Consider the following 21,341-nt stretch of genomic DNA (forward strand, 5'->3'; position numbering starts at 1 on the left):
ACCCATCGGCCTTGCGCGGCCCGGGCCTTCCCTGGAAGCTTGGATTTCAAGACTTCCATGGAGAAGCCTCATGAAGCCCGTCCGAGCCGTCCTGCTGTTGTCCCTCCTCACCACGACCTTCGCCGGGAGTGCCCTCGCGCAGGACAACTCGCGCACGCTGCTCATGCAGTGGCTGGCGGATCCGGACGTCTACAAGGAGAACGACGACCTGTTCTTCCTCACCGGCACGGGCAACGGGGTGTTGCTGCCGCTGTATGAGTCCAACGACCTGACGACGTTCCGCTTCAAGCGCGACTACAACCCGTCCGCGACGGACCCCACGTACGACTACTGCTTCCTGTGGGCGCCGGACCTGAGCAAGGTGGGCAGCGTCTACCAGCTCCACTTCTCCGGACACCGGGTGCCCAACGGCGCGGCGTGTCCTCCGGCGGGCCAGGAGGTGACCACCTTCGTCGCCACGGCGCCGGATTTGAACCTGGTCTTCGGCGCGCCCCAGCCCATCAACGCCAACACCCCCTGGCCGCGCACCACCACCGGCACGGCGTGCCTGCCGCAGGGGTGCAACCGGAACATCCGCATCGACTCGGCGACATTCAACGACGGCGCGGACCGCTGGCTCTTCTATGTCTGGTTCCAGAACGGCAACAACATCTCCTCGTTCAAGCTGTCCGCGCCCGGCACCGTCTACAACCACGCGGGCCCGGCGGTGTTCGCGACGCCGGCCTACGAAGAGGGCATCAACGAGGCGCCGGAGCTCTTCAAGCGCGACGGGCGCTACTACATGGTCTTCAGCGGCGGTTGGTACAACAGCCAGTACGCCATGTACTACGTGATGGCGGACTCCATCCCGGAGCTCACGCGGGCGCGGGCGGTGCGGCGGCTGTCCCTGCCGCTGAAGAACTCCGCGGGCCGGCTGGTGCAGTCCCACGGCCACGACGTCATCGTCGAGCGGCGGGGCGAGTACTTCAACGTCTTCCATCAGGGCGCCTTCGACAGCGCGGGCAACCTCACCTCGCGCAGCACGTACAAGCAGCGCGTCACGTTCAAGCCGGACGGGGCGATGACGTCGCTCAACCAGGTGAGCGTGCGCTGGAACCGGCTCGCGGGGTACAGCTACTCGCTGGACGTCGTGCTGCGCGACGGGTCGGTGGTGGGGCCGTGCACGTCCGTGGCGCTGCTGGGGCAGTCCAACAAGACGGTGTTCGACGGCGTGTGCCGCAGCGCCGGAGACCGCGTGGTGACGAAGGGGGAGATCGCCGCGTTCCGCCTCTTCTATTCCAACAACAACGTCTGGGGCCCCTCCGTGGAGAAGGCCTATGACGGCATCTCCGACGACGTGTCCCTGGACCTGCCGGGCGGCGTCACGCCCTTCGTGGACCTGGAGTGGAGCGAGGAGGAGACGCTGGCGCAGTACTCCATCGACGTGCAGCGGCGGGACACGGGCGCGTGGGTTGGCCCGTGCATCGGCGTGGGCGCCGTGAACAAGAGCCTGTCGTGGACCTACCAGGGACGTTGCGACACGCCGGGCATCAACGTGCCGTACTCCAACATCCAGGCCTTCCGCGTCTGCTCCGCGGTGAATGGCGACTGGGCCCATGCCCGCTGCGGCGCCGCCGCGTACGACGGGCGGGCCCTGCACTCGCGCATCAACATCCCCTGAGTCAGTCGTAGCCGCACATGAAGACGGAGAAGTCGGTGCCGCCCTTCACCTTGTAGTAGAGCTTCCGGCCTCCCCCGTGCGCGGACTCGATGGCGGGATGGGCCAGGACCCACTTCATCGTGGTGGGCAGGTCGTCACAGGGCTCGTCGAACATGTCGTTGAGTTCCTCCAGGAAGGCGGAGGCCCTCGCGCCGGCCGCGACCTTCTCCCGGCGCAGTTCCTCCACCTGCGCCGGGGTGCGGATCTCCCGCGTCAGCGGCTCGCTGATCCAGGTGCTTCCGTCGGAGAATCGCACGTCCAGCGCCAGCCGCGCGGTGCGCCTCGCCGTCGTGTCCAGCGTGACCTGGAGCGGCAGGCCGGGTTCGCGGGCGTTCTTCCCCAGGGGGACTGGCGCCAGCCGCCGGAGCACCTGGCCCTGGGCGTCCAGCTCCACGAGGGTTGCCTCGGTGGGGCGGGGAATGAGCTGGTGCGCGAACACCTTCATCTGGAGCGGGGTCTTGTCTCCCACGAGGAAGTCCTGGGGCTCCCCCAGGACCAGCGGCGGTTGGGCCGGCCGGGGATGGGAGTGGAGATCGTCACAGCGCACGGTCAGCTTCACGGTGAAGTCGTGCTCCGCGGGAGGCAGTCCCTTGCAGGCCAGCTTGACGTGCAGGGTCTGCTGCAAGGAGGTGGGGGCGCCTTCACAGTGGAGAACCTGCTGCACCGGCCAGAGTGGCGGGGCCAACTCGACGGGGCCTCCCGCCTCATGGGCATCCGCGGGCCGCAGCGTGAGGTTCACGTTCCCCGCGGCGCTGCTCAGTTCCATTTTCTCCAGGCTGGCGCCACAGGAGTGCCGCAGCTCGATGCTCGGATGGAGCCAGAGGGGCGTGGCGCCGCCGCCCTCGATGCCGCTGAGCTTTCCCTTCATCACGTAGGCGGTGGTGTTCTGGCGGGCTTCGACCCGGGGCCGACGCATTGCCTCCATGGCGGACTGCACGAGCCGCTCCTGGTAACGGCTTGCCTGGAATGGGGTCAGGCGCTCCTGCTGCGCGGCCGTGAGCGGCACGACCGGGAACGGGTTGTCGGGGAGGGGCTCCCGGCTCTTGAGGATGAGCGGGTCGGAGCCCCGCTTCGTCTCCACCTGGAGCCAGAGGGCCTCCGCGGGCTGGGGCGTCAGCGCGTCCTGCAGGTCGGTGGCATTGAGCTGGGGCAGGGGCACCCGGGTGAAGCCCCTGGGCGGCTGGGTGATGCCCGTCACCTTCATGCCCTTCTGGAGGCCCGCCTCGGCGGCGACGCTCTTCGGCTCCACCCGGGTGACGGTGACCGTCTCGCCATCCGAGCGGGCCGAGTAGCCCGCGGACTTCATCGTGACGGTGAACGGCGCCGCCGCGAACATCCAGGCGCCAGCGAACGCGGACAGCAGAGACGCGAGGAGCATGGGGAGCACGTTAGCGCGGTGCGAAGCGCTTCGCGGACCGCAGCTTCGCCTTCATGGCCTCCATGTCGCGGTTGCGCGGCGGGGCCGTGGTCTTGAGCGAATCCATCAGCCGTCGCGCTGCCTCGGTGATGTCCTCGACGGCGCGGTTGAAGGACTCCTCGTTGGCCTTCGAAGGGGCGCTGGTGCCGCTCAGCTTCCGCACGAACTGCAGGGCCGCCGCCCGCACCTCCGCGTCGGACGCAGGGGGCTCGAAGTTGAACAGCGTCTTGATGCTCCGGCACATGGACGGGTCCCCTTGCGTGAAGTGCCGCCAGCGTACCCCACGCCCGCGCCCTCGCCGTTGGTGTGAACCCTACCGAATCAAATCTTGTGGGGATAAACTGCCTAGCTGGATGTCTCCGCAAGAAAGGACGAGGCTCATGAAGCTTGTATCGGGTGTGTTCGCGGCACTGGTCATCGCGACGCTGGTGGCCTGTGGTGGCGTGGAGTCGGGCGATGTGTCGGAGGACCTGGGGCAGGTCTCCAGCGCCCTGTCGACCTGTTCGACGACCTGCGCGTCGGGGACGACGGTGTCGTGCTCGGGGAGCTCCTGCTCCTCCGTGGACGGCCAGTACGTGCAGTGCAACGGAAACTACCAGTACTGTCCCACGACCCCTCCGCCCAACTGTTCGCGCGCCAATACGTGCACGTTCATTGACGGCACGTCGTGTCCCTCCGCCGGCACCTACCGCGGTTGCTGTCTGAGCGGGCTGCCCACGGGCAGCTGCTACTGCAAGCCCGACAACACCTGGACCTGCACCCTTCCCCCCGAGGATCCGTAAGCACGGCCCGCGAATCCATTCGCCGAGGAGTTCAACGCGCCCTATCCGAACCAGGCGCGCTGCATCGCCGCGCGGGGCGTGTACGACAACTACCCGTACGACGACATCTTCTACGTCTGCGACCTCATCCCGGTCGGCCTGGGCAAGGTCCACTGGGTGGACTGACGGTCTGACCCACGCCGTCCGGAGCGGCTTTCGTCCGGACGGCGAGGGAGCTGTTCCCGTTGTCGCTGGAGACGTGAAACCAATTTCAGGGGGGAACATCATGCGGCTCGATATCTTTTCGGAGATGCAGCACCCGAAGGAGCGCTGGAGCGGTCCGGACCACGAGCACCAGCTCATCCAGGAGACGCTGGAGCAGGCGCGGCTGGCGGACGAGATGGGCTACGGCGTCTGGTGGCAGGTGGAGCACCACACCGCCGTGGAGTTCAGCTACAGCTCCGCGCCGGAGATCATGCTCACCGCCATCGCGCGGAGCACGAAGAACCTGCACGTCGGACACTCGTCGGTGCTGGCGCCCACGCGCTTCAATCATCCCATCCGGATCGCGGAGCGCGCGGCCTTCATTGACCACCTGAGCGGGGGCCGCTTCCAGCTGGGACTGGCGCGCAGCACCATCCCGGAGTGGCGCACCTTCAACATCGAGCCCGACTCCACGCGCGGGCAGATGCAGCAGGCCTTCGAGCTGGTTCCGAAGCTGTGGACGCAGGACAAGGTGTCGTGGGACGGGCCGGACCTGCGGCTCAAGGACGTCAGCGTCATCCCCAAGCCGTACCGCAAGCCGCACCCGCCGCTGTGGCAGGCGTGCTCCAGCCCCGCGTCCTTCGAACAGGCGGGGCGCAACGGCGTGGGCGCGCTGGGCGTGACGCTCTGGGCCTCTCCGGAGGAGGTGGCGGAGATGATCCACATCTACCGCGAGGCCCTGCGCACGCGCTGCGAGCCGGTGGGCGCGTTCGTCAACGACCAGGTCGCCTTCTTCACCTTCGTGCACTGCGCGGACAGCGAGCGCGAGGCGATGGAGAACGGCGCCGCGAAGGCCGCCGCCTGGTACACCAGCGGGTCGTTCACCTTCTTCGAGGCGAAGGACGCCTTCGTGAAGACGGCCGCGGAGCTGGAGGTGCTGGCGAAGGACCCGGCGGGCGGAGGCCTGACAGGCCAGTACCTGCGCAAGAAGGACCCGAACGCGCCGCAATCCCAGGCGCAGCGCCTGCTGGGCCGCATCATGGGCGGGGAGCAGGTCCCGGATGAGCAGGTCTGGGAGGTGCTGAGCGCGCAGGACTCACTCATCGTCGGGACCCAGGAGCAGGTGCGCGCGGGGCTCAAGCGCTACCAGGCGCTGGGCATCGACGCGCTCATGTCCTTCCACCAGGTGGGCGCGCTGGCGCACGACAAGGTCCTGAAGAGCATCCGGCTCACGGGCGAGCTCATTCCGGAATTCCGGACACCGGCCGCGCCGTAAGAGGGAAGGAGAGGGCAGGGGAGCGTGGAGGTCCAACACCCACGCTCCGCGCCACTTCTCCCGCGCGGCGGGACGGAGCAAGCTGAACTTCGTGTCCCGCCGCTCACAGCTGCTCCTCCTGCTCGGCGTGTCAGTGCTCCTGCACGCGGCGCTCCTCTTCGCGCTGTGGCGGAGCCCGTCCGCCAACGTCCGGCGTCACGAGCCGTCGCAGGTCATCGAGATGGAGATCGTCACCCGGGACGCACGCCCCGCGCCGCCCGTGCCGGAAGAGGAGCCGAGGCGCTCGCCAGCGCGTCCGGAAGAGCGCGAGCCCTCCACGCGCGCCCGGAAGAAGGACGAAGCGCCGGCGCAGGTGGCGGAGCGCGAACCCTCCACGCGCGCGGGGAAGAAGGACGAAGCGCCAGCTCCACCCGAGACTCCCGGGACCGCCGCTTCGGAGCCCATCGCGGAAGCGCCCACCGAGCGCGCGTCACCTCCGGTCCGGGATGTCCCGCTCCAGCTGGAACCGCCCGGGCTGCTGGGCGGTGGGCTCCTCAAAGGGCCTCCGTCAACGGGGCGGACGATCCGCAACGTCCCCGGCTCGGAGCCGGACCCCAAGGCCCTGGCGGCCCGTGAGGCGGAGGAGGCGCGTCAGAAGGTGGATGGCTGGGCCAAGGATGCGACCGCGTCCTCGCGAGCCACGGGCGCGACGCCTCCCTACTTCGCGAAGCTGCGCCAGGGCTTCTCCGAGCGGCTGGTGAACCCGCCCCCTCCCGACACCGATGTGCTCGTTCGCCGGCTGAAGCGCGAGCAGCTGGAGTCCATCGAGCGCTTCGGCAAGACGGGCACTCCCTTCGCGCCCCAGGCACGCGACGTCCGCCGGGAGACGTCCGACCGGCTGCGCGCGGCCGTGGAGGCCGGGCGCGCGGCGAACGTCTATATGACGGACGTCACGGCCCCCGTGCTGGCGCTCGTCGCCATCGTGGAGGTGCGGCAGGCGCGCGACGGCAGCCTCATCGACCTCCAGGTGCTGGAGGGCTCCGGGGACCCGAAGTTCGACAGCTGGGCGGTGTCCCACCTGCGGGATGCGCTCGCCAGCGCGGAGGCTCCCACGGACGGCGGCGTGGGCATCCGCGAGGACGGGATGCGGACCCGCTGGCGGTTGGAGGAGTACCTCGGCAACCCCCGCGTGCGGATCCACCTCATCTCCATCTACTGATTCACTCCGTTCCAATGCCGCCGATGCGGTCGCCCGTCGCGGCGTCCAACACGTGCAGGGCGCTCCAGAGCGGCACGTACACCCTGCCGTCCCGGACCCAGATGGCCGTCAGCATGGAGAGGGAGTGGGACTCGGGCAGGGCCACGTCCCAGGCCACGGCGCCGGTGCGCAGGTCGCGCTTGATGAGCTGCGCGCCGCCCTTCTCCAGCGCATAGACGACGTAGACGGCGTCCTGCGTGATTTCCCCCACCTCCGGCGCGGTGTCCCGCAGGAGAAGCGGATCCTTCTCCGACACGGTGTCGTGCCACAGCGGCTTGCGGTTGCCCGGCGCGTACAGCCCCACCAGGGGCACCTGCGTCCCCGGCCACCGCGTGCCCAGCGCCAGCGTGTAGCCACCCGTGCGGAAGAGGTACTTGGTGGAGAAGCCGCGGATGTCGGAGGGCGGGTAGCTGGAGCGCTCGCAGGAGGTGGGGTGCTCCGCCGGCCGGCTCATGTTGCACGTCTGGGGACTCAAGGGCGGCGTGGCGCAGCCCTTCGGCGCACGGGGCGCGGGCTTCGCGGTGGCCGTGAGCGTGTCGAAGAGCAGGTGCTGGTGGTCCACCAGCTCCACCCAGACGGACGTCGTGTCCCCGGGCGGGATGCAGAGCCGGCGCGGCGAGTCCGTCAGCGGCACGCGCCCCAGCCGCTTTCCGGTCTCCAGCTCCAGCAGGTTCACCGTGCGCTGCTCGCTCATCACCAGCCGGCCGTTCTGGGCGATGACCTTCGTGTAGCGGGAGGCGTCCGGCCCTTCCGAAGGCGACGACTCCCAGAGCTTCTGGAACGTCCGGCCGTCGAACGCGGCGATGAAGTGCCGGAAGCCAGAGCCTGGTTCGTGCACGCTCACGTGGCCGACGATGTCCTCCGTCCCATCGCCGTTGACGTCCACGAACGCAGGCGCGCCCCGCTCCACCCACTGGATGCGCTCGGGTGCGGGCTTGGGCGGCTCGGGCGGAGGCGCGGGGATGACCGGAGGCGCAACGGGGCGGACGGCCGCGGGAGGCGGGGTGCGAATGGGCTCGGGCGCTTCCGGTGCTCCTGCGAGGAAGAACACCGCGCCCATGACCCCCATCAGGACCATCACCGCGACGCCCGCGAGCATCATCAGGACCGTCTGGTTCGCCTGGGCGGGCGGCGGCGCACGCGGGCCGGGATGCACCGGAAGCGGGCCGTCCAGGTCGAAGGCGTGGCCGCAGTAACCGCAGGTGTAGTGCGTCTTCGCGGTCTGGGGCGTGAAGGGCGCGTTGCAGTGGGGACAGCGCGAAGCTCTGGGCCGGGCCATGACACCGGGTGTAGCACTCCATGCCCACGAGGTGGCTGAAACACGAAAGCCCCCTCCCTCCGCGAAGGGAGGAAGAGGGCTTTGCGCGCTCACGCCGGTGTCAGGCGACGACTACGCACCGTGGCGAGCAGGGAGACGCCCGAGTACGCGGAGCAGCCGCGCACGTAGAGGTCCGCGTCACCCGTGCCGCCGGCCTGCGTCACCGTCAGGGTCGTGGAGCCCGCGGGGACGGTGATGGCGTAGTGCTTGAAGGAGCTGGCCGCGCCGGAGATGCCGGTCTGGTTCAGCAGCGTCTGCGTCGGCTGCTGCGGGGCGTTGATGGTGGTGTTGATCCAGCTGGCGAAGGACGACGCGCGGCCGTACATGCCCGCGTACGACGCGTCGGCGCAGCCGTAACCCCAGCTCACGATGCCCGCGAGCACGCGGGTGCTGCCATCTTGTAAATGCCTTGGTCGACGATTTATTGTAACTGGATAACTACTGTGATGGGGTTGGTGTGACTGCTACAACGTGTCACGTGTGACACGCGCCCCGGTGCGGGATGTCTACTCGGCGACGAAGGTGAAGCCGGGAGACACCTCCAGGCGGTAACCGGGGTCCTCGAAGACCACGCGGGTGCCGGTGCCCTCCAGCATGTCTCGCACGTGGCTCACGTGGACGCGCAAGGCGTTGTCATGCAGGCGCGGGTCGTAGTCCGCGTTCCACATGGCGCGCACGCAGTCCTCCTTCGGCAGGATGCGGCCCGGCTGACGGGCCAGTGCGTAGAGCAGCCTTCGCGGCAGGGCTCTGCGCTCCAGGGAGACGGTCTTCCCCGGGGCTCGCAGCTCGTGACGGCGGGCGTCCAGCACCACCGCTTCCGGCGCGGGCGCCTGCGGGAGGGAAGCGGCTTCCGAGGCGGAGGCGAGTGGCCGGGTCAGCTCCGCCATCAGCTCGGGGTCCACTCCGCTCCCGGTCCCCTCGCGCGTGGCCTCCTCCAGGGCCTGCGCAGCATCTCGGGTGCGGCCCGCGTGACGATGGAGCGTGGCGCGGGCCAGGTGCCCCAGCGTGCGCTCCAGCGCGAAGTCGTCACCCCGGGCCATGGGCTCCAGTGCGGTGAGCAGCGCCGTGGCGCGCGGGGCGTCCGCGCTCCGGGCGGCGGCCAGGGCGGCCAGGGCGCGCTGGCGGGCGGCGATGCCGGGGCGCACCTCGCGGGGCTCCACGGTGATGGGCGCTGCCTCCGGCCCTGGCACGTCCAGCGTGCGCGCCACCCGGGCGGCCCGCATCAGCCCCACCACGCCGCGCGCCCGGACCTCCTCCTCCACCGCGTCCAGCTGGGCGTGGCCCTCCGCGCGCCGGCCCATTTCCAGCAGCATGCGGCCCGAGCCCACGCGGCACAGCAGCCGGACGAAGAGGTAGCCCGCCTTCTCCGCGCGGCCCTCCGTCTCCCTCAGCGCCGCGAGCGCCGCTCCGCGCTGTCCCAACTCTCCGCGCACCCAGGCCGCGATGCAGTCCAGCTCCAGCGCGAGGCGGGGGGCGCCCAGCTGGCCCAGGCGCTCCCGGGCGCTGGCGAGCGCGGCGTCGGCCTCCGTGAAGCGGCCCAGCCGGCTGAGGATGCCCGCGGACATGGCCGCCACCAGGGGGCCTCGCGAGTCGAGCGGCGCGTCCTCCAGCAATGACACGCATTGGGCCAGGGGCTCCGCCAGCTCGCTGTCGCGGCCTTCAATCCAGAGCATCAGCGCGCGGGCGTAGGCGCACCAGCCCAGCACGCGCCGGTCCCCGGTCGCGGTGGCGGCGTTGTCCAGCATCGCCAGGGATTCATCCAGCCGTCCCTGGAAGAAGCGCAGCGCGGTCCATGCCAGCAATTGCTGGAGGAAGACCTCCGCGCTGCTCGGCACCGGCATGGACTCCAGCGTGCGTTCGCAGGCCTCTGGCTCCAGCGCGAAGAGTGCCACCCGCACCAGCACGGCGCCCACGCCCTCGCGCAGGGCCTCGTTCGACTCCGGGTCCGGCGCTCCGGCGGCGGCCTCCAGCGAGGCGCGCAGGGCCAACAGCTCCGGATAGGCCCGGCGCAAATCCAGCAGCCGCACCCGCGCTCTCGCATGGGCCAGCTTCACCTGGGGCGTGCGCAGCGCGGCGGGCAGCGAGTCCAGCAGTCCCAGGAGCTCGCCCGCGGCGCCGTGGCGCACCAGGGCTTCCGCCTGCGCGACGATGAAGTCCGCGCGCACTTCATGCCGGCCGAGCGCCTGGAGGTGGCGGCACACCGCGCGCACCCGGACCACGGCGGGCAGGGGCTCCTCTTCCAGGATCTCCAGCAGCGCTTCGTGGCCCGCGCGCGCTTCGTCCGGCGACAGCAGGGACACCATCGCCTCGCGCACCAGGTCGTGCACGCCGTGCCGGCCCCGCGAGTCCGTCTCCACCAGCAGCTTCGCGCCCAGCTGGCGCAGCGCCTGGTCCGCCGCGTCGCCGGACAGCACCGGCCGCAGCGTGCTCGGGGTGAGCGGCAGCTGGCTCAGGGCCATCATCGCGGCCAGCCGCCGTTCGTCCGCGGGCAGCGCCGCGAGCGCCGCCCGCACCGGTTCGTCCCCGCCCGTGTCGCCCGCGTGGGCGCGGCGCAGGAGGAAGGGCAGGCCCCGCGAGCGGCCCCACGCCGCGTCGAAGCCGTCGCGCTCGCCGTAGAGCGCGTCCAGCTCCCGCCACAGCTCTCGCGCGGCCTCCTCCGGCAGGCCCTCCAGCCGCAGCTCCACCCGGTCCGGACTCGCCGCGTGCCGGGGCACCGACTCGCGCGAGGTGGCCAGCAGCGTGCCCTGCCGGAGCCGACCTCCCAGGTCCTCCACCAGCGCCGCGCGCTCCGGCGGCCCGAGCACGTGCAGGTCGTCCAGCACGCACAGGGCGCGGCGCGCCTCCAGCTCCCCCGCCAGCGCCTCCAGCCGGGACGCGTCCGACAGGGCCTGGGCCACGGGCGCTTCGCTCAGCAGGCGGCGCACGTCGTCCACCACGGTGTCCAGCGTGTCCCCGGGGCGCACGCGCCGGTGCACGACGGGCCCCCGGTGCTTCGCGGCCACCGCCGCCACCAGCGCGGACTTGCCCGCCCCGGGCAGCCCGTAGACGACCCCCGTGCGCACGCGCCTCAGCATGTCCTCCAGCCGCCGTACTTCCTGGGCTCGGCCCACGAAGACAGCCGGCGGTCCCAGCCCCGGAGCGGTTGGCGTGCGCATGGCGCGCGTCATTGTACGTCCATCCAGGCACGGTCCGTCACAGGCGCTTCAGGTGTCGTCCAGGCTGAGCGCGCGCAGGTGGCTGACGTCCCCCCAGGTCACCATCCGCAAGGACCCCTCATGGAGGTCGAACTGGTTCCAACCCGCGTTGAGGACGGAGAAGGCGCGCGGCGCGGCGGCGGGGATGCCCAGGCAGTGGCGCAACAGGGCGCTGAGCAGGCCGCCATGGGTGACCACCACGACGCGCGCCCCCGGATGGCGCGCACCCATTTCCTCCAGGCAGTGCAGCGCCAGCCGCAGGCGCTGGGACGCGCTCTCCCCTTCGGGCACCACGTAGTCGGCATGGCCCTCCGTGTACGCGGCGAAGACCGCCGGGTGTCGCTGGCCGGCCTCCGCGCGCGTCAGCCCTTCGAGCACGCCCAGCCCGCGCTCCCTCAGGCGCGCGTCCCGCTGGACGTCGTGGCCTGTCCTCGCCGCGATGCGGGAGGCCGTCTGCACCGCGCGGTCCAGGTCGCTGCTGTAGAGGGCCTGGAAGGGAAGGGTGGCCAGCCGCGCCGCGAGCGCCTCCGCCTGCCGCTGCCCTTCACGGCTGAGCATGCTGTTCAGGTGCCCCTGCAGGCGCCCCAAGGCGTTCCACTCCGTCTCCCCGTGCCGGAGCAGGATGAATTCGGTCGTCATGGCCCAAGCGTGGCGGGCGGGCTCCGGCGGAGCAAGACTCGCGAAGTGTCAGCCCGGCGCCGCCACCATCGGGCCACGGCCGTGCCTGCCCCTTCCTCCCGGGGATGTGTCGCATCGCTGAAACGCCACCGCGGCAGGCCGGGTGCCCGTGGGGCCCCGGCGTCTGGAAACCGCGGGGATGTCTGTGATTTGGCCCCGCAGGGCATGGCGCCTGCTCGCTGGCGAGCACGCTCCTGGGAATCGAGTCGTACAGCACTCTTGGACGGCTGTGACGCCACTGGACGCGCGTCCACCTTTCCGCGATTCCGAGCTAGGGCGTGTCTTCCTGATTCCGCGATGGGAGGACGGCGGGTTCTCCGTGGACGCCGGGCCGGAGGGGGAGACATCAATGAAACACGGTCAGAAGCTGGAAGCGATGAGCCTGGACGCAGGGCCACGGGAAACCCCGGAGCATGCACCGCGAAGGACTCACCGTTTCGGCTGGCTGAGAATGCTGGGCGTGGACGCGGTCCTCATCGCCAGCTCGCTGGTCGCCGCCACGATGCTGCACTTCGCGGACGGGCTGTCTCCGGCCTGCAAGGAGGTCCTGCCCCGGGCCGTGGCGCTGCTGGTCGTGGTGCGCCTGGTGACGCTCATCTGGCTGGGCCTGCACCGCTGGTCCTTCCACCGCTCCGGCATCCACGAGGCGGTCCGGCTGGAGCTGGCCAGCCTCGCGGGCACCATCGTGTTCGAATTGCTGCGCACCGTCTTCTTCATGGAGTCGCTGCCGGGGCAGGTGGTCGCGCTGGAGTTCTTCGTCACCACCACGCTGCTGGGCTTTCACCGCTTCGCCCCGAGAATGGTTCGACAGTGGTACCTGGACCGTCAGCGGGCGCGGGCGCAGGGCTCCCAGCGGACCCTCATCGTGGGCGCGGGCAGCGCCGGGGACCTGCTCCTGCGCGACCTGGTGCGCGACCGCAACAGCCCGTGGCACGTCATCGGCCTGGTGGATGACGACCCCGGCAAGCAGGGCACGTACCTCAACGGCAAGCCGGTGCTCGGCGTGCTGGACGCGCTGCCGGAGTTGATGAAGAAGCACCGGGTGACGCAGGTGCTCATCGCCATCCCCCGGCTGTCCCCGGAGCGCACCCGGCACCTCTTGAGCCTGTGCCGGCACCAGAGCGTCAGCTTCAAGATCATCCCGGCCTCGTTCGCGTACCTGGACCAGAAGATCACCGCCGCCATGCTGCACGACCTGTCCCCGGAGCACCTGCTGCCCCGGGATGCCATCTCGTTCGACCACGACGAGGTGCACCGGCTGGTGACGGGCCGCCGCATCCTCGTCACCGGCGGCGCGGGCTCCATCGGCAGTGAAATCGTCCGGCAGGTCGCGGGGCACTCGCCCGCGTCGCTGGTGGTGGTGGACATCAACGAGAACGAGCTCTACCTGCTGGTGCGCCAGCTGCAGGCGCGCTACCCGCACGTGCCGGTGCACTCCGTGGTGGCGGACATCCGCGACCTGGACCGGCTGATGCGCATTGGCCAGGAGTTCGCGCCGCAGTACGTCTTCCACGCGGCGGCGCACAAGCACGTGCCCCTGATGGAGGACTCGCCGGAGGAGGCCATCAAGAACAACGTCTTCGGCACGCAGAACGTGGCGCGCATGGCGGACGCGTGCGGGGCGGAGCGCTTCATCCTCATCTCCACCGACAAGGCGGTGAAGCCCTCGTCGGTGATGGGCGCCTCCAAGCGGCTGGCGGAGATGGTCATCCGCGACATCGCCGCGACGTCGCGCACCACCTTCTGCGCCGTCCGCTTCGGCAACGTGCTGGGGTCCGCGGGCAGCGTGGTGCCGCTCTTCAAGCAGCAGATTCAAGCGGGCGGCCCCGTCACGGTCACCCACCCGGACTGCACCCGCTACTTCATGATCATCCCGGAGGCGGTGGGCCTGGTGGTGCTGGCCGGCCTGGGCGGCTACGGCGAGCTGTGCATCCTGGACATGGGAGAGCCGGTCCGCATCGCGGAGCTGGCCGCGAACATGATCACCATGACGGGCCTGGTGCCGGACAAGGACATCTCCATCGTCTACACGGGCCTGCGCCCCGGAGAGAAGCTGGAGGAGACGCTCATGTCCGAGGAGGAGGAGCTCACCCAGCAGGTGCGCAACCGCATCAAGGTGGCCCGCAGCCCCGCGCCGCCCGCGGACTTCCAGCTCCAGCTCAAGCGCCTGGACCGCGCGGCCCGCGCCGGTGACTCCAGCGACGTGAAGCGCGCCCTCCAGGACCTCATCCCCGCGTACACCCCGTCGAAGATGACGGGGACGGTGGCGAAGGTGTTGCCCGCCTTCGCTCCCGCGAAGCCGTCCTCGGCGGAGCAGAACGTCAGCGCCTGACCCCACGCGGCCCCGGCCGTCGATGAGGAGCCCCGGTCTCCCGTGCCCCTTTCGGGGCGGGAGGCCGGGGCTTTTCGTCATGGGAGGTGCTGGGAGCGGTAGGCCGGAAAGAAGCTGCTGGCGGGGTGGCCTTCCGAAAGCGAGGCGTACACCGCCGCGTCGCAGACGATTTCGTGCGTGTGGATGCGGCCGCTGGCGTTGGAGAAGCCGCGCTTGAAGTCCTCCAGTCCGTCCCCCGGCGAGAGCCCGCCCCCCAGGTGGAGCGGAAGCCCCAGTTGCACGCACAGGGCGCTCATCTCGCCGAAGACGTTCTTCGCCGGTGAGCGCGCCAGGTGCGCGTCCGCCGTGCCGCCCAGGTAGTAGTGCAGGAGGCCGTCGCTGCGGACGACCAGGGCCGCGGAGGCGACCGCCCCATCCGGCGCGCGCGTCGTCGCGAGCCAGGCCTCCGGGGATGCGAACAGCTCCTCGAAGTACGCGTCGGAGAAGAAGTACCGGCGGCACGCCTGGTCCCGGACCATGGTCTGCCGGTACACCTCGCGAAATCCCGCGCGCTCCTCGGGGGGCGCGTCCCGGGCCGCACGCACGGTGCTCACGAATCCCAGCCGGATGTTTCGCCGCATGTGTCGGCGATGCATCTCCCTCAGTGTGAGCGGGCGGCATGGGTCCACGAAGAAGACCTCGTTGCGCGCCGTACCACCCGAGAAGCAATGCGGTCCCTGGACTCGCTCCCTCACGAAAATGCTGACCAGTTCCGTGCCCCGCCAATCCACGGCAGGTGCTGGCACCTCGCTCCATCCGTCCGTCACGCCGCCCGGAAATCCATACGGCGAAATGGCGTCGCGGTACGAAGTCCCTTCAATCGCTCGCACGATGAGTGGGATTCGCAGCGTCCTGCGTGTATCGGTTTCTTCAATCGCCAGCGTATGGGTGACCTGCTCCGCGCGCAGGTGGTTCTCAGAGCGGAAGTACTGCCCGGACAGCGCCGAGGCGCCCGCGTCGGGAACCAGCATGGCGCTCGCCTGCCCTGTCCTCGTCATACACCCACCCCCCACCCCTGATACCTCACATGCTGGCTCAGGCGGACAGGCCCATGGGGCCTTGGACTGACGACCCACGGGCAGTCGTCATTTTCTTTTTGTCTAATCACAAAGGAATTACGTGGGCCGCCAAAGCCTTTGGGCGTCCAGTGAACGCACTCCGGCGTTCCCACAACAGGGTAGCCTACCGGGCGGTTGACGGGAGCTACCCCACAGGACCCCCCTGATGTTGGAATCCCGTCGTCGCAACTCTGGTCGTGCCCTGTCGTCCCTGTTGTCGCTGACCCTGCTGGTGGGTGGTGCTTGTGGCCCCCAACCCGAGCAGGACGGTGCCAGCACGGCCAGTCCCAACGGAGATAACACCCCGGGAAGCACCGAAGTCTCCACCCCTGGCGCGGACACGCTCGCTCCCTCTTCCCCCGAAGAGCAGATCGCGGTGGGTCCCTCCGAGCCGGAGACCGAGGCTGCTCCCACCACTCCGGAGGCGGACGCCCCTGCCGCCGCGGAGTCGCCTGCCACCTCCACCGAGGAGGAGGCCCTTGGCACCACGGCCCAGGCCGCCACCAGCCTGCGCACGGTCGCGGCCTGGGAGACGCTGTTCCTGAACCGCTGGAACTCGGAGCACACCTCCAGCTTCCTGCCGAAGAGCCAGTCGCTGGACAGCTGGCAGTTCTACGACCTCGCCTACGGCGTCGACGGCAACACCGCGATGTATCGCGCCACCGGCAAGACGCAGTACATGGACCGGGCGTTGCTGTATGTGAACAACATGGTCAACCACGCGAAGGTCTCCTCTTCGCTGCCCAAGAGCCAGTTCAAGGACAGCTACCTGGGTTGGGCGTCTGCCCGCTCGGACACGCTGGGCCAGGAAGTCCCCCTGTTCGAGAGCTACTGCTGGCGTTACGTGACGCGCATGCTGCGCACCATCCGTGAGACGCCCGCGCTCTACAACAACAGCACGTACAAGACCCAGTACGACAAGCTGCTGGCGTTCACCGAACGGAACATGTTCGAGAAGTGGAACAAGCGCGGCGCGAACAGCTACCTCTACCGCGTCAATACGCACATGGCGTCGCACTGGGCGTACATCGCCATGGACCTGTCGAAGATGACGACGGACGCCACGAAGAAGGCGACCTACCTGACCGTCTTCAACAACATCAACCGTGACATGCCCAACAACACCTCGTCGCTGCGCGGCCAGTTGATGACCAGCCCGGTGAACTCCTCCGCGTACTTCTGGGCCGCCGAGTGGGGCTCCAAGAAGCGCCCGGGCCAGGACGTGGCGCACGGCAACGGCGTGATGGCCTACATCGTGGAAGCCCACGACGCGGGCATGGAGTGGACGGACGCGGACATGCGCAAGTTCGTCGTCACCCTGAACAACGTCATCTGGCCGTCCGCCAAGAAGTACGGCAACTACGTGGACGGCACGGGCAGCGGCACGGGCTGGTTCAATGACGGCCTGGTGAAGCTGGGCCGCTACAACGCCGCCCTCCAGCAGCGTCTGGAGACCCACACCGTGGGCCAGAACACCCAGTACTACGGCAACGGCGCGCTCAACGCGAAGCTGCTGGGCGCGGGTTCGGCGCTCTAAGCCGAATTCCACGATGTGAAACAAACACCCCCTCCTCCCGCCCGAGCGCGCGGGAGGAGGGAGTGTGCGAACGCTCCAGGTAATGCCGGGGTCCGTGGACCCGGTCTTGCCTGGAGTTTTCGCATGTCTTCCCGCATCTATTTGTCCTCGCCCCACATGGGCGCGCTCGAGCGCGGCTACGTCGACGACGCGTTCGCAAGCAATTGGATTGCCCCCCTGGGCCCCCACGTCGATGCCTTCCAGGAGGAGTTCGCCCGGTGCGTGGGAGCGCCGCACGCGCTGGCGCTGAGCTCCGGGACGGCCGCGCTCCACCTGGCGCTCCAGCTGGTGGGCGTGGGGCCCGGCGACGACGTGCTGGTGAGCACGCTCACCTTCTCCGCGTCGGTGAATCCCATCCGCTATCTGGGCGCCTCCCCTGTCTTCATCGACAGCGAGCGCACGTCCTGGAACATGGATCCCGCGCTGCTGGAGGAGGAGCTGGCGATGCGGGCCCGCCTGGGCCGGCTGCCCCGCGCCGTGGTGGTGGTGCACCTGTATGGCCAGAGCGCGGACCTGGATCCCCTCATGGCCACCTGCGACCGCTACGGCGTGCCCGTGGTGGAGGACGCGGCGGAGGCCCTGGGCAGCACCTACAAGGGACGGGCCCCCGGCACGGTGGGCCGCGTGGGCATCTATTCGTTCAACGGCAACAAAATCCTCACTACGTCCGGCGGCGGGATGCTGGTGTCCGCGGACGGCGAGCTGGTGCAGCACGCGCTCAAGCTGGCCACGCAGGCGCGAGACACGGCGCCGCACTACCAGCACTCGGAGATTGGCTATAACTACCGGATGAGCAACGTGCTGGCCGCCATCGGGCGGGGGCAGCTGCACGTGCTGGAGGACCGGGTGGCCGCGCGCCGCGCGAACCACGCCTTCTACGCGGAGGCCTTCCGGGACCTGCCGGGCATCCAGTTCATGCCGGAGGCCCCGTGGGGCCGTCACACGCGCTGGCTGACGACCCTCACCATCGACCCGGAGGCGTTCGGCGCGGACCGGGAGGCGGTGCGCACCGCGCTGGAGCGGGAGAACATCGAGGCGCGGCCGGTGTGGAAGCCCATGCACCTTCAGCCCGTCTTCGCGAACTTCGAGCGGCGGCGGGGCAGCGTGGCGGAGGACCTGTTCCGCCACGGCCTGTGCCTGCCGTCCGGCTCCAACCTCACGCGCCGGGAACTCGAGCGGGTGGTGGAGGCGGTCCAAGCCGTTCCCCGGAAACAGGGGCTGCGGACGGCGGGCTGACCTGGGCCTGTTCCTGCTGCCGGAGCGCCACGACCCTGGCCTCCGGCCGCGGGGTGCCCATGAACTTGTTCAGGGTCGCCTCGCTCGTGAAGGAGATGCCCTGGCGCCGCAGCACGCGCACCACCGTCAGCGCCAATATCTTCAGGTCCAGCGCCAGGCTCCATTGGTCCACGTACCAGACGTCCTGCCGGAAGCGCTCCTCCCAGGAGAGCGCGTTGCGGCCGTTGATCTGCGCCCAGCCGGTGATGCCAGGCAGCACGTCGTGGCGCCGCGCCTGCTCCGCCGAGTAGCGCGGCAGGTACTCCACGAGCAGCGGACGCGGCCCCACCAGGCTCATGTCGCCCCGGAGCACGTTCCACAGCTGCGGAAGCTCATCCAGGCTGGTGGAGCGCAAGAGCCGCCCGGCCCAGGTGAGGCGCTGCTCGTCCGGCAGCACCTGGCCGTTCGCGTCCGTGGCCTCCAGCATCGTGCGGAACTTGAAGACGGTGAACAGCTGGCCATTCTTCCCCGGGCGCGGCTGCCGGAAGAGGACGGGGCCGCCCAGGGTCAGACGGACGAACAGCCCCGTGGCGGCCATCACGGGGGAAAGGCATATCAATCCCACTCCTGCCGCCACCACGTCGATGCACCGCTTGAGGAACAGCCCGGTTCCTGCCTGTCTTTGCATGGGGACGTCGCTCCTTGAAGTCGGAAAGGCTAGAAATCCTTTCAGTCCTCCACCACGACCCCTGGGACTCAGCCTGTTGTCGGCTCCCGTGCATCCACGGGGCCCGAAGGGACGGTCCGGAGCGCTTGCTCGGGCTCCGGGGCCGTCAGCCGCCGCCAGACGCGCAAGGTCAGCCAGACGCTGCACGCGAGTTCCGACACCCACCCCAGCCCCAGGGCCCATGCGGCCCCCACCGGGCCCACGCGCGGCACCCACACCGCGCTGCCCAGCGCGACCACGGCCACGGAGACGACGAGCAGCACCACCTGGCCCTTGAGCTCGCGCGCCGCGGTGAGGCCCACCGCGAGGCTCAAGCAGACGTACTCCAGTGCCGCCGCCCCCATCAGCCAGACGAACAACGTGAGATTTCCGGCATAGGCGGCGCCGTAGAAGAGCGTCAGCGCCCACCGGCCGAGCAGCGCCGCACCGGCGATGGCGCACAGGCCCACCCCCGCGGACGCCGCAGTGAAGCCCGCCAGCACCTTGCCGTAGCGGCGCGCGTCCCCCGCCGCGTGGTAGCGCCCCAGCCGGGGGCTCACCGCCTGCCCCAGCGAGTGCACCACCCGGCCGCCCAGCGCCGCGAAGTACGCGAGCGCGGCGTACATGCCCAGCTCCGCCGGGCCCGCGTGCGCCTCCAGCAGGTAGCGGGGGATGTTGGGCCGCAGCGCGCCCATCAGCGCGGTGAGGCCCAGCACCCAGCACAGGAGGAAGAGCGCCTTGAGCCGCGTGCGCTCCGTGCGCCACGGCGTGCGCCAGAGGGTGCTCCAGGGGCGCACGCCGGGGAACTCGCGCCGGAGCGCCCGCGCGTCGAAGACGAAGAGGACAATGGCCCAGGCGAAGGCCATGGCCGCCGCGCCGGCGATGGGGCTGTGCGTGAGCCACAGCGCCAGCGGCACCAGCACCACGGACAGCACGCTCTTGGCGATGGTGGACCGGGCGATGAGCCCCAGCCGCTCCACCTTCTGGAGCGCGCCGTAGAAGACCTCGCTCACCGCCTCGAAGCCCTTGGCCAGCGCCACCAGCGCGATGACCCAGCCCGCGTGGAGCGAGTCCGCCATCCCCGTGGCGATGGCGCAGCACACCGCCACGCCCGCGACGACGTTGAGCACCATCAGGCCCAGGTAGTGCTCGAAGCCGAAGGCGCTCCGGGCGTCCGTGGCCTGGAGCGTGCGCAGCTGCATGCGAGACATCAGCAGCACCGGGGCGGTGATGGCCAGGGCGAGCGCGAACTGGCCCACCTCCTCCATGGTGGCCAGCCGCGCGAAGGCCACCAGGACGCCCCATTGCGCGAGGGCATAGATGAGCCCGGCGGAGAGTGACCAGACGAAGTTGCTCCCCACCGAGCGCGCTGTCATGACCGGGCCGCCGCGCGCTGCAGTACCTCTGACAGCCGTTTCGCCGCGATGTCCGCGGAGTAGCGCTCGCGGCCCAGCTTCCCGGCCAGCGTGCCGGCCTCCGCGAGCCAGCGCGGGTCGCGCAGCCGCTTCGCCAGCATGGCCGCCGCGGCGGGGATGTCCTTGGGCGGCAGCCTGAGGCCAAAGGCCTCGCGGTCCAGCAGCTCCGCCTGCCATCCGCCGTAGTTGAGCGCCAGCGGCCGGCCCGCCGCGAGCGCGTCGAAGAACTTGTTGGCGGAGTTGTCCTGCATGCCCGGCACGTCCGTGAACATCGACGTGGCGATGGTGGCCGCGCTCAGCACCGCGGGCACCTGCTCCTTGGGCACGCTGGGCAGGAAGAAGAGGTTCTGGTTCTTCACGCCCAGCCGCTCCGCCAGCGCGTGCAGCAGGGACTCCTCGCGGCCCTTGCCCATGATGACGAAGCGGACCTCCGGGTCCAGCCTCCGCATCTCCGCGGCCACCCGCACCAGGTACTCCACGCCGTTCACCAGCCCCAGCGTGCCCGCGTACAGCACCATGGGCCTGTCCCCCAGCCACGCGTACTTCTGCCGGAACTCCTGGCCCGTGGACGCCGGCACCTGGAAGCGCTCCGGGTCGCAGAGGTTGGGGATGATGGTGATCTTCTCGGACGGCACGCCCGCCGCCTCCACGCCCGCCTTCATGCCCGGCGACAGCGCGACGATGTGCTCCGCGCCCGCGTACGCGGCCCTCTCCAACAGCTGCGCGGCCAGGATGGCGGAGCGGCTCTTGAGCGCGCCCACCGCGATGGGGATGGCGGGCCACAAGTCGCGCACCTCGAAGACCATGGGCCGCTTGTTCCACCGCGACGCGGCGATGCCCGGCACCGCGATGGTGAGCGGCGTGCTGGTGGCGAAGAACACGTCCGCGGGCAGCTGCGCGGCGCGGCGCGTGGAGTTGACCGCGAAGTGGCTGAAGGCCCGGATGCGGTCCGGGTAGCTCATGGCGTTGTTGTACGGCACCGGCAGCCAGTGCACCTGGATGCCGCTCTCGTTGGACTCGCGCCAGCCCTTGCCCGTTCCGCCGTCCGTGCGCGTGTCGGAGGTCACCATGTGGACCTCGTGGCCCATGGAGACCAGGCGCCGCGCGAGCTCATAGGAGCGCGTGCCCCCGTGCATGGTGGGGGTGTTGAAGTACTGATGCAGATAGACGATGCGCATGTCAGGCGGCTCCTGTGAATGAGGGTTGGGGAAGGGGG

17 protein-coding genes are annotated in these 21,341 nt (G+C 70.1%); 7 read left to right on the top strand and 10 right to left on the bottom strand.

The window, feature by feature from the left end; genetic code table 11:
- Positions 1-70: 70 nt before the first annotated feature.
- The gene (locus tag D7X99_RS08935) at positions 71-1,660 is read left to right on the top strand and encodes a glycoside hydrolase family 43 protein (protein WP_121777402.1); all 1,590 of its coding nucleotides are present in this window, start codon (positions 71-73) and stop codon (positions 1,658-1,660) included.
- Position 1,661: 1 nt separating this feature from the next.
- Here D7X99_RS08935 and D7X99_RS08940 read toward each other — a convergent pair whose 3' ends face one another.
- Both D7X99_RS08940 and D7X99_RS08945 read right to left on the bottom strand, forming a co-directional pair.
- Positions 1,662-3,077 (bottom strand): PDZ domain-containing protein, encoded by a 1,416-nt coding sequence (locus tag D7X99_RS08940; protein WP_147476093.1) that lies wholly within the window; start codon positions 3,075-3,077, stop codon positions 1,662-1,664.
- 10 nt (positions 3,078-3,087) lie between these two features.
- Positions 3,088-3,360: a DUF2277 domain-containing protein gene (locus tag D7X99_RS08945; protein ID WP_121777404.1), complete on the bottom strand. Its 273-nt coding sequence runs from the start codon at positions 3,358-3,360 to the stop codon at positions 3,088-3,090.
- Between the two features lie 136 nt (positions 3,361-3,496).
- Here D7X99_RS08945 and D7X99_RS08950 point away from each other — a divergent pair, with 136 nt between their 5' ends.
- The 3 genes from D7X99_RS08950 (at position 3,497) to D7X99_RS08960 (ending at position 6,555) form a co-directional block, all read left to right on the top strand.
- Positions 3,497-3,898, top strand: coding sequence for a hypothetical protein (locus D7X99_RS08950; RefSeq protein ID WP_121777405.1), 402 nt, complete (start codon positions 3,497-3,499; stop codon positions 3,896-3,898).
- Positions 3,899-4,163: 265 nt separating this feature from the next.
- Positions 4,164-5,357, top strand: a complete 1,194-nt coding sequence (locus tag D7X99_RS08955; RefSeq protein ID WP_121777406.1) for an LLM class flavin-dependent oxidoreductase — start codon at positions 4,164-4,166, stop codon at positions 5,355-5,357.
- A gap of 91 nt (positions 5,358-5,448) precedes the next feature.
- Complete coding sequence (locus D7X99_RS08960) at positions 5,449-6,555, top strand: ferrichrome ABC transporter substrate-binding protein (RefSeq protein WP_171805182.1); 1,107 nt, start codon at positions 5,449-5,451, stop codon at positions 6,553-6,555.
- A 1-nt stretch (position 6,556) separates the two neighbouring features.
- Here D7X99_RS08960 and D7X99_RS08965 read toward each other — a convergent pair whose 3' ends face one another.
- From D7X99_RS08965 to D7X99_RS08980, 4 genes are all read right to left on the bottom strand, one after another.
- Positions 6,557-7,873 (bottom strand): hypothetical protein, encoded by a 1,317-nt coding sequence (locus D7X99_RS08965; protein ID WP_121777408.1) that lies wholly within the window; start codon positions 7,871-7,873, stop codon positions 6,557-6,559.
- 89 nt (positions 7,874-7,962) lie between these two features.
- Positions 7,963-8,295 (bottom strand): trypsin-like serine protease, encoded by a 333-nt coding sequence (locus tag D7X99_RS08970; RefSeq protein ID WP_121777409.1) that lies wholly within the window; start codon positions 8,293-8,295, stop codon positions 7,963-7,965.
- A gap of 123 nt (positions 8,296-8,418) precedes the next feature.
- On the bottom strand, positions 8,419-11,067 hold the full coding sequence (locus D7X99_RS08975) for an AAA family ATPase (protein ID WP_147476094.1): 2,649 nt from the start codon (positions 11,065-11,067) through the stop codon (positions 8,419-8,421).
- A gap of 48 nt (positions 11,068-11,115) precedes the next feature.
- Entirely contained in the window at positions 11,116-11,745 is a 630-nt protein-coding gene (locus D7X99_RS08980; RefSeq protein ID WP_121777411.1) for a histidine phosphatase family protein, read from the bottom strand.
- A gap of 490 nt (positions 11,746-12,235) precedes the next feature.
- Between D7X99_RS08980 and D7X99_RS08985 the strand changes: the two genes are divergently transcribed.
- Complete coding sequence (locus D7X99_RS08985) at positions 12,236-14,116, top strand: nucleoside-diphosphate sugar epimerase/dehydratase (protein WP_233613221.1); 1,881 nt, start codon at positions 12,236-12,238, stop codon at positions 14,114-14,116.
- Positions 14,117-14,193: 77 nt separating this feature from the next.
- On the opposite strand, the gene D7X99_RS43530 is transcribed toward D7X99_RS08985, so the two are convergent.
- Positions 14,194-14,736 carry a GNAT family N-acetyltransferase gene (locus D7X99_RS43530; RefSeq protein ID WP_233613216.1) on the bottom strand — a complete coding sequence of 181 codons (543 nt, stop codon included), beginning with the start codon at positions 14,734-14,736 and terminating at the stop codon, positions 14,194-14,196.
- Between the two features lie 643 nt (positions 14,737-15,379).
- Between D7X99_RS43530 and D7X99_RS08995 the strand changes: the two genes are divergently transcribed.
- Positions 15,380-16,750: a hypothetical protein gene (locus D7X99_RS08995; RefSeq protein WP_121777414.1), complete on the top strand. Its 1,371-nt coding sequence runs from the start codon at positions 15,380-15,382 to the stop codon at positions 16,748-16,750.
- Between the two features lie 123 nt (positions 16,751-16,873).
- Positions 16,874-18,025 carry a DegT/DnrJ/EryC1/StrS aminotransferase family protein gene (locus tag D7X99_RS09000; protein ID WP_121777415.1) on the top strand — a complete coding sequence of 384 codons (1,152 nt, stop codon included), beginning with the start codon at positions 16,874-16,876 and terminating at the stop codon, positions 18,023-18,025.
- Here D7X99_RS09000 and D7X99_RS09005 read toward each other — a convergent pair.
- From D7X99_RS09005 to D7X99_RS09015, 3 genes are all read right to left on the bottom strand, one after another.
- Positions 17,946-18,692, bottom strand: a complete 747-nt coding sequence (locus D7X99_RS09005; protein ID WP_121777416.1) for a sugar transferase — start codon at positions 18,690-18,692, stop codon at positions 17,946-17,948. The genes D7X99_RS09000 and D7X99_RS09005 overlap by 80 nt on opposite strands.
- Before the next feature lie 68 nt (positions 18,693-18,760).
- Complete coding sequence (locus tag D7X99_RS09010) at positions 18,761-20,086, bottom strand: lipopolysaccharide biosynthesis protein (RefSeq protein WP_121777417.1); 1,326 nt, start codon at positions 20,084-20,086, stop codon at positions 18,761-18,763.
- The coding region (locus tag D7X99_RS09015; protein WP_233613218.1) for a glycosyltransferase family 4 protein at positions 20,083-21,341 on the bottom strand (1,259 nt) is incomplete at its 5' end. The genes D7X99_RS09015 and D7X99_RS09010, both read right to left, overlap by 4 nt.

Source organism: Corallococcus sp. AB032C (assembly GCF_003668935.1).
GTDB classification, from domain to species: Bacteria; Myxococcota; Myxococcia; order Myxococcales; family Myxococcaceae; genus Corallococcus; species Corallococcus exiguus.